Here is a 7689-nt window from a genome sequence, read left to right on the forward strand (position 1 = left end):
GTTGCTGCGGCGGCGTTGCCGCTGGCGAGGCCGGCTGGGCGGGCGAGTTGGGCGCGGGGGGCGGGCGCAGGCCGGCCTGCGGTTCCTGGAGCAGGGCGGACAGCGGGCGCTGGCCCACCACCCATTGCGCCACATGCGATTCGTAGAACAAGCCGCTCTGGTCGACCAGCGTGGCGAGCGCTGCGGACAGCGTGGCCGCTGATGCGTTGCCCGCGCCGGGCGCGGTGGACAGCAGCGGGGCCCGCGTCTGCAACGGCTGCGCGTCGCCCGATTCGAACAGATCGAGGATGGCGCGCGCGGCAAAGCTCAGGGTCTCGCGCGTGGAACTGGTCAGCGCGTTGCCGCGCGCATCCATGCCACCGGGGCCGACCACGTTGGGCTGGCGGGCCTGGACGGTCTCGCCCGTGGACGACTGCACGTCGCCCTGGGAGACCTCCTGCACCGGCATCAGGGCCGCGAGTTTGTCGATGGCCAGCGCCGGGCGCGAGAGTTGCGTGTCCGGTGCGGCGTGGGGCACCAGGGCCGCCGGGATTTGGATGCCAGTCATGGGCGCGTGTCAGCGGTTGGCGATGGACGTGATACGCGTCGGTCGATCCCTTCCGCAAGCACGGAAGGGCGGTGGAATCAGGCGGTGGCGCCGTAGGCGGCGGACAACTCGAGCTTGCGGCGCGAGCTGTTCAGCAGTTCGCCCAACTGGGCCAGGCGCGGCATGGTCAGGTCGCGGATCCGGGCATCGTACGCCAGGATGCGCTCCAGCAACTGGAAGCGGCGCAGGCGTTCGTTCTCGGTGAACGGCTTGCTGTGATCGAGCAGGCGCAGGCGATCCACTTCGGCCATGTAGACCTGCTGGAGATCGTTGAGCGCATCCCAGTTGGACGCGCGCGCGGCTTCGAGCATCTGCTCCGAGAGCACCAGCAGCTCTTCGTAGCTTCTGACGATGGGGGACATATCGAACATCTCAGGATTCCTGCAGGGCGGGCTGCGTGATGGCGGTCGGTGCAGCGGGCTCGGCGTCAGTGGGCGCTGCCGGGTCGATGGCGGTCCAGGCCGAGGCAAGATTCTCGAGCAGGGCATCCACTTCCGACAGCAGGGTAGCGTCGCCGCGCAGGTTGGCCAGCATCAGGCGACGGGTCATGTATTCATACAGCGATTCGAGGTTGGCGGAGATTTCCCCGCCGGCCTCGTGGTCCAGCACCGCGCGCAGCCCGTTGTCGATGATGTTGATCGCCTTGGAGATGGCATTGCCGCGCGCCTCCAGCTCGCCATTTTCCAGGTGGAACCTGGCACGGGCGATGGCCGAGCGGGCGCCGTCGTACAGCATCGCAATCAGCTTGTGCGGGCTGGCGCTCATGACCCCGGTCTGTACGCCGACCTGGGCATAGGCGTTGATGGCTTGGCGCGCGAACATGTTGCCTCCGTTAAATTACTTGCTGCTGGTGCCGTTCATGGCGGCGAACTGCTGCGTCAGGTAGCTGCTGGTCTGGTTCAGTTGCGAAACCAGCAGGTCCAGCTGCGTGAACTGGGCGCGGTAGCGGTCCATGGTCGACGTGACACGGTCTTGCGTGGCCGTGTACTTGTCTTCCAGGTCCTTCAGCGTGGCGGTGATGCCGTCGGTGACAGCCGTCAGCGCGCCAGACGTGCCGTTCAGCGAGTCGACATAGTCGGTGACGGTCTTGCCCATGCCGGCGGCGCCGTTCACGCCCGAGAAGAAGTTCGACAGGCCCTGGACGCCGCCGGCCAGTGCCTTGTTCAGCTTGTCGTCGTCGATTTCCAGCTTGCCGGCGTTCTCGGGCGTCACGTTGAACTCGATGCCGAGGTCGGACAGCGTGAGCGAGCCGCCGTTGCCATCGGACATCGGGGTGTTCAGCATCGAGCGCAGGCGCGTGGTGATGTTGCGCAGCGTGCCGTCGCCGTTCAGCGCGCCGGCGGTGCCGGCCTCGGTATCGAACGTGGTCAGCGAGCCGACGGCCGTCAGGATGTTGTTGTATGCGGTGACAAAGCCCTGCACGGCAGCCTTGATGGACGCGTCGTCGCGCGTCACGCTCATGTTGGTGGTGCCCTTGGACTTCAGCGTCAGGGTCACGCCCTGGGCGGCGTCCACCACGGTGTTGCTCTGGCTCGTGACATCGATGCCATTGATCTTCAGCGCGGCGTTGGCAGCGGCCACCTTCTCGGACATGCCGTTCGGCTGCGTGGCCAGGGCGGGGTCGTAGGCGACGACGTCGCTCACGGCGCTGTCGCTGGCGCTCACGCGCATGCCGGACTGCGTGCCGGTCTTGTCGGACGTCAGCACCAGGTGATAGGGCGTGCCAGAGCCGTCGTTGATGATGCTGGCGGTCACGCCGATATTGGCCTTGTTGATCGAGTCGCGGATGCCTTCCAGCGAGGTGTCGGAGCCGATCGTCACCGTCTTGGTGCTGGTCGGCGTGCCGCCCGTGGCGAGGTCGGCGCCGAAGTCCACGGTGATCGTGCCGCCGCCGATGGCGGCCTTCTTGTCGGTTACCTGCTTCGAGACCAGCGATTGCGCCGTGGCCAGCGATGTCACGTCGATCTGGTAGCTACCCGCCACGGCGGTGGCGTCGGTGGCGGCGCTCAGCACGCTGTCCGAGGTCACGCTGGCCTTGACGGCGCTGTACGTGGCGGCGGTGCCGAGCGTCTTGGCGGCGGCCGAGTAGGCATCCAGCACGCTCTTGATGGTGCCGTAGCCGGACAGCTTGGCCTGGTAGCTCTTGGCCTGGTTGTTGATCTGCGTGAGCGGGAGTTCTTCGGCTGCCTGGAGCTTGTCGAGCAGCGTTTGCAGTTCGAGGTTGGAACCGATACCGATGGAAGAGATTGCCATGTCTTTTTCTACCTATTGTTTTTTGACTTCAACTGGGAGGTTGCAGATGTCAGACGGCGTGGCTCACGAACAAACCCTGGAGCTTGTCGATCGCGCGCGCCAGGCGCACAACGTCTTCATTCGGCATCTGCCGGATGATCTCGCCTGTCTCCTTGTCGAAAACCGTGGTGATCACGCGATGCGTCTGGTCGTCGATGGCGAAGCGCAGGCCAATGGAGGTGGTCTTCAGCACGTCCACCAGCTCCTGCACCGCAGCGGCGGTATCGGCAGGGGCGTCGGCGGCGGGCCGGGTGTCCGCGCGGTCGGCTTCCTGCGACGGGCGAACGGCCTTCACCGTGGCGGTCGGGGCGGCGGAAGCCGGCGCGATGGCCACGGTGTCGGCGGGAATGCGGGCCGCCGGAGTGGAAACGGGATTGGGAGTTGCCATGGTTTGCTCCGTCCGGTGAGGCGAGGGGTTCTGCTCGGTTGAAACGCTTTGCAGGCAGTGGGCTGCCTGCAAAACATTCCGGCAAAAAAGCCGGGCCTTGCGGCCCGGCCTTCTTGCGGCGCGGCGATTAACGCAGCAGCGACAGCACGTTTTGCGTGGTCTGGTTCGCTTGCGACAGCACCGAGGTACCAGCTTGTTGCAGGATCTGCGCGCGGGTCATGTTCGACACTTCCGTTGCGTAGTCAGCGTCTTCGATGCGCGAACGCGAAGCCGACAGGTTGTTCACCGTCGTGCTCAGGTTGTTGATCGTCGACTCGAAACGGTTTTGCACAGCACCGAGGCTCGAACGCAGGCTGTCAACCGAAGCCAGCGCGGAGTCCAGCGTTGCCAGCGGGTTGGTCGTGGCGGCCTGTTGGAAGTCCGAAGCTTGCAGCGACGAACCCGTCAGCGTGAAGCCAGCGGTCGAACCGGACACCGAAGCGTCGGTCGGCTTGACGGCGATGTACATCGTGGTCGACGTGGCGGTACCGTTGCCAGCGAAGCCCTTCGACGACAGAGCGGCGTCGTCGGCGGCGGTCAGGCCGGTCATGCTCACTTGCACGAACCAGTTGCCCTTCGAATCCGTCACGACGGATTGCGAGTTGATGGCAGCCGAGGTGTTCAGGCCCAGAGCGCGCTGGATGTCAGCGGCGGCGATGCCGGTTGCCGAAGCAGCCGTCACCGGGGTGGCGGAACCCAGAGCCGTCTGCGCAGCGGCGGAACCGATCGAAGCCGTGGCGCCTTGCGGGCCGGCAACGCTGAAGCCAGCAACGCCGAGGGTCTTCGACGTGATTTGCTTCAGGGCGATCGAGATGGTTTCGCTGTCGTTGGCACCAACCTGGATCGACATGTTTTGATCCTTGGCCAGGACCTTCACGCCGTTGAACTGGGTCTGAGCCGACACGCGGTCGATTTCCGACAGACGCTGCTTGATTTCGTCCTGGATCGACTTCAGGTCCGAAGACGAGTTCGTGCCGTTGGCGGCTTGCACCGACAGTTCACGGACACGTTGCAGGTTGTTGTTGACTTCGCTCAGCGCGCCTTCGGTCGTTTGCGCGATCGAGATACCGTCGTTGGCGTTACGCGAAGCTTGCGTCAGGCCCTTGATGTTGGCGGTGAAGCGGTTGGCGATGGCTTGACCAGCAGCATCGTCCTTGGCGCTGTTGATGCGCAGGCCCGACGACAGACGCTGGATCGCGCTGTTCAGCGACGATTGCGACGTGTTCAGGTTGCTCTGCGTTTGCAGCGACAGAATGTTGGTGTTGATGACTTGCGCCATGGTACGACTCCTATTTGCAATGTTTTAGGCATTCCGGCGGGTGCCGTAACGTTGGCTGCCTGCGTTGCAGGGCGTAGAGTGCCTCCGTTGCAAGGGTTATCGACAGGGCGGTAGGAGACTTTAGAGTGATCTTTGCGAGAGTTTGCGGGTGTGGCCGGAAACCCGCGGCGTTATTGCGGATGCCGGCCTGCCCGGGGGAAGAACGGGGCGCCGCCGGTGCGGGCCGGCCCGGCGGCGTCAGCGCCGCTTGCGGGTGCGCGGTATATATAGACGCACGAAATCGGGCGACGCCTCGGCGTCCAGCACCGCCGCATCGGCTTCCGGCGCGTGCGCCGGCGTCACCACGGTAATGGCGCGCTTGTAGACCACCGTGGGCGAGGGGTCCTCGCCCGTTTTGCCCAGCAGAATCATGTAGTTGTCCGAGGCCAGCACGATCCCGGTCAGCCGCGTGCCATTGGAGAGGTGCACGATGACGGTATTGCGGCTGGCGCTGTGGGCCGCAAAGTGCAGATGCTGCAACTTTCGGCTGGGACGGGGGACCTTTTTTTCCTGCTTCACAACTTCTCCGGAAGAGCCCGCGAGGGTTCTGGCGGCTGTCAATGGTCCGAGGACCAGGCGCATGGATCGAGGTCGCACTAAAAGTGACGGGCGGGGCGCCCTGATCCTGGCGTGATATGAAACATTCGCTCTCGGAGCCGCGGCAGGGGCTCACCTTCATCACAATAGCGGGCGCGCCTTCCGAACGGGGGAATGGCGCTATCCGGCCGAGCGGTTCGGTCGGCCCTGCGAAGAGAGAAGGGGAATACTTCAGCCGGGAGGGTAACAAAATTTTACAAGTGTTGACAAAGTCGGCTAGCAGACGAGGTCTAGAGGTAAAGCTCTATTTATTTTATTGATGTAGTCGGTGTGATTGAAGTAGCACCTTTCGCTATCAGGGCCTGACAGAAAGCAACGCTTGCGCCGCCATCCGCTCGGGCTAAAGCTTTGCGGGACGCTGCCGATAATTGCCGATATGCCCGAATGTGCGGCATGGCAGGACATGGATCACGAAAGTGCTCAATTCGTTACAGCCGCCATCAGGGTATGCCCTGATAGAAGCTCGATTTACACCTCATGTAAGCGGGTTTATATTCCGAGGTTCGGACCGGTTTACCCCCGGTCTTTCACAGCAGTCCTGAAAGCCTACGAGCACCCCGCGCGTGGGCTTCTTTTTTTTGCCCTCGTCGTTTCGTCGCGGTCTGGTGCCGCAGTGGCCGTGGTCGGCCGGGCCGGGGTGCCCGGAACAGATTAGACGCCACGCGCTGACGCGGCAATTTGACGAACTACCGGCACTTTTCCCCCTATTTCGATTTTCCGCTCAAGAAGCGCGCCGGCCTGCCCGATAGCGCTGGTGGCGACACCCGGATTCCGGTGGACGCCAGACGACCATCCGAACATCGAAAAAAGAGAGAAAGGTACGCTGAGATGGGCTTGCGAAACATGGGTATCGGGGCACGACTGTCCCTGGCATTCTGTGCGGTGGTGTTGCTGCTGGCGGCCGTGGCGGCCGTGGGCGTGACCGCGCTGCGCGGCATGAACGAGGCGATGCACCAGGCGGTGGAGCAGCGGCTGCTGCGCGTGATTGACCTGAACCGCGTGAAGGAGAGCGCGCTGATGATCGGCGTGCTGGTGCGCGACGGCGCGCTGACCGAGGACGTGGCGCTGGCTGCACAGAACGCGGACGCGATCACGAAGATGCGCGAGGAAATGGGCGCCGGCCTCGATGCCTTCGGCAAGGTCGTCACCGCCAGTGGCCGCGCCGAATCCATGGCGAAGTTCGGGCAGCTGACCGAGGCCCGCAAGGCCTACAACGGGCAGCTTGACCTTGTCATGCAGCAACTGCGCGCTGGTGACTTCAATAGCGCGCGCGCTGGCCTGATCGTGACGCTGCCGGCGGCGCAGGCCGCCTACTTCGACAATCTCGACCAGTTTGCCTCGATGGGCCGGAAGATGGCCGTCGACGCCGTGGGCGAGGCCTCCGCCCAATATGTCTTTGCCCGCAACCTGCTGATCGGCCTGGCGGCCGCTGCCGCCGTGATCGCCGCGCTGCTTGGCCTGGCCATCACCCGCTCCGTGACGCGCCCGGCCGGCCAGGCGCTGGACGCTGCCGAGGCGCTAGCCCAGGGCCGCCTGGGCCATCCCATTGCCGTGCGCACCCAGGACGAGATGGGCCGCATGCTCGGCGCGATGGAACGTGCCTTCGGCCAGCTTGGCGTGCTGGTGCGCGGCATCCAGCAGGCCGCCGGATCGATCGACACGGCGGCGCGCGAGATTTCCATCGGCAATACCGACCTGTCCCAGCGGACCGAGCAGCAGGCGGCCTCGCTCGAGGAGACTGCCGCCTCGATGGAAGAGCTGACCTCCACCGTGCGCCAGAACGCCGAGAATGCCCGCCAGGCCAACCAGCTGGCGGTCAACGCCTCGGATGTGGCCACGGAAGGTGGCCGGGTGGTGCGCAGCGTGGTGGACACGATGGACGGTATCTCGAAGTCCTCCGCGCGCGTGGCCGAGATCATCAGCGTGATCGAGGGCATCGCCTTCCAGACCAACATCCTCGCGCTGAACGCGGCCGTGGAAGCGGCCCGTGCCGGCGAGCAGGGCCGGGGCTTCAGCGTGGTGGCGGCCGAGGTGCGCAGCCTGGCGCAGCGCTCGTCGTCGGCGGCCAAGGAGATCGGCGAACTGATCAACAGCTCGGTGCGTCAGGTACAGGACGGCGCCAAGCAGGTGGAAGTGGCCGGCAAGACCATGGACGATATCGTTGGCGCCGTGCGCCGCGTGACCGACATCATGGGCGAGATCAGCGCGGCCAGCGAGGAGCAGACCGCCGGCATCGAGCAGGTCAGCCTGGCGATTACCCAGATGGAATCGGTGACGCAGCAGAACGCGGCACTGGTGGAGCAGGCCAGCGCGGCGGCCGAGAGCCTGATGCAGCAGGCCGGCGGGCTGGTGTCCGAGGTGGCGCGCTTCGACCTGGGCGGCGTGCGCGCCCCCGAGGCGCATGCCCACGCGGCCGTGGTGACGGCTGCGCCGCGCATCGCCGCCCCTGCCAAGGCCAAGGCCAAGGCT

The 7689-nt window shown here is 65.2% G+C and carries 7 protein-coding genes and 1 pseudogene; 1 reads left to right on the plus strand and 7 read right to left on the minus strand.

Annotation, left to right across the window (positions count from 1 at the left end; all coding sequences use genetic code 11):
• The 7 genes and pseudogenes from KHO18_RS27470 to KHO18_RS27500 form a co-directional block, all read right to left on the minus strand.
• Positions 1-547: pseudogene (locus KHO18_RS27470) on the minus strand (flagellar hook-length control protein FliK); the annotation flags it as partial.
• Positions 548-624: 77 nt separating this feature from the next.
• On the minus strand, positions 625-957 hold the full coding sequence (locus KHO18_RS27475) for a flagellar protein FliT (protein WP_144202927.1): 333 nt from the start codon (positions 955-957) through the stop codon (positions 625-627).
• A gap of 1 nt (position 958) precedes the next feature.
• On the minus strand, positions 959-1408 hold the full coding sequence (gene fliS, locus KHO18_RS27480; protein ID WP_144202924.1) for a flagellar export chaperone FliS: 450 nt from the start codon (positions 1406-1408) through the stop codon (positions 959-961).
• Positions 1409-1423: 15 nt separating this feature from the next.
• A complete protein-coding gene (fliD, locus tag KHO18_RS27485) occupies positions 1424-2839 on the minus strand; it encodes a flagellar filament capping protein FliD (RefSeq protein WP_144202921.1) in 1416 nt (471 codons plus the stop codon).
• A gap of 49 nt (positions 2840-2888) precedes the next feature.
• Positions 2889-3266: a flagellar protein FlaG gene (locus KHO18_RS27490; RefSeq protein ID WP_144202918.1), complete on the minus strand. Its 378-nt coding sequence runs from the start codon at positions 3264-3266 to the stop codon at positions 2889-2891.
• Positions 3267-3393: 127 nt separating this feature from the next.
• Positions 3394-4584 carry a FliC/FljB family flagellin gene (locus KHO18_RS27495; RefSeq protein WP_144202915.1) on the minus strand — a complete coding sequence of 397 codons (1191 nt, stop codon included), beginning with the start codon at positions 4582-4584 and terminating at the stop codon, positions 3394-3396.
• A 237-nt stretch (positions 4585-4821) separates the two neighbouring features.
• Positions 4822-5142, minus strand: a complete 321-nt coding sequence (locus KHO18_RS27500; RefSeq protein WP_144202913.1) for an RNA chaperone Hfq — start codon at positions 5140-5142, stop codon at positions 4822-4824.
• 906 nt (positions 5143-6048) lie between these two features.
• Between KHO18_RS27500 and KHO18_RS27505 the strand changes: the two genes are divergently transcribed.
• Positions 6049-7689: methyl-accepting chemotaxis protein (locus tag KHO18_RS27505; protein ID WP_211944254.1), on the plus strand; the 1641-nt coding region annotated here is incomplete at its 3' end.

The sequence above is a fragment of the Cupriavidus campinensis genome, assembly GCF_905397395.1.
Lineage (GTDB): Bacteria > Pseudomonadota > Gammaproteobacteria > Burkholderiales > Burkholderiaceae > Cupriavidus > Cupriavidus campinensis.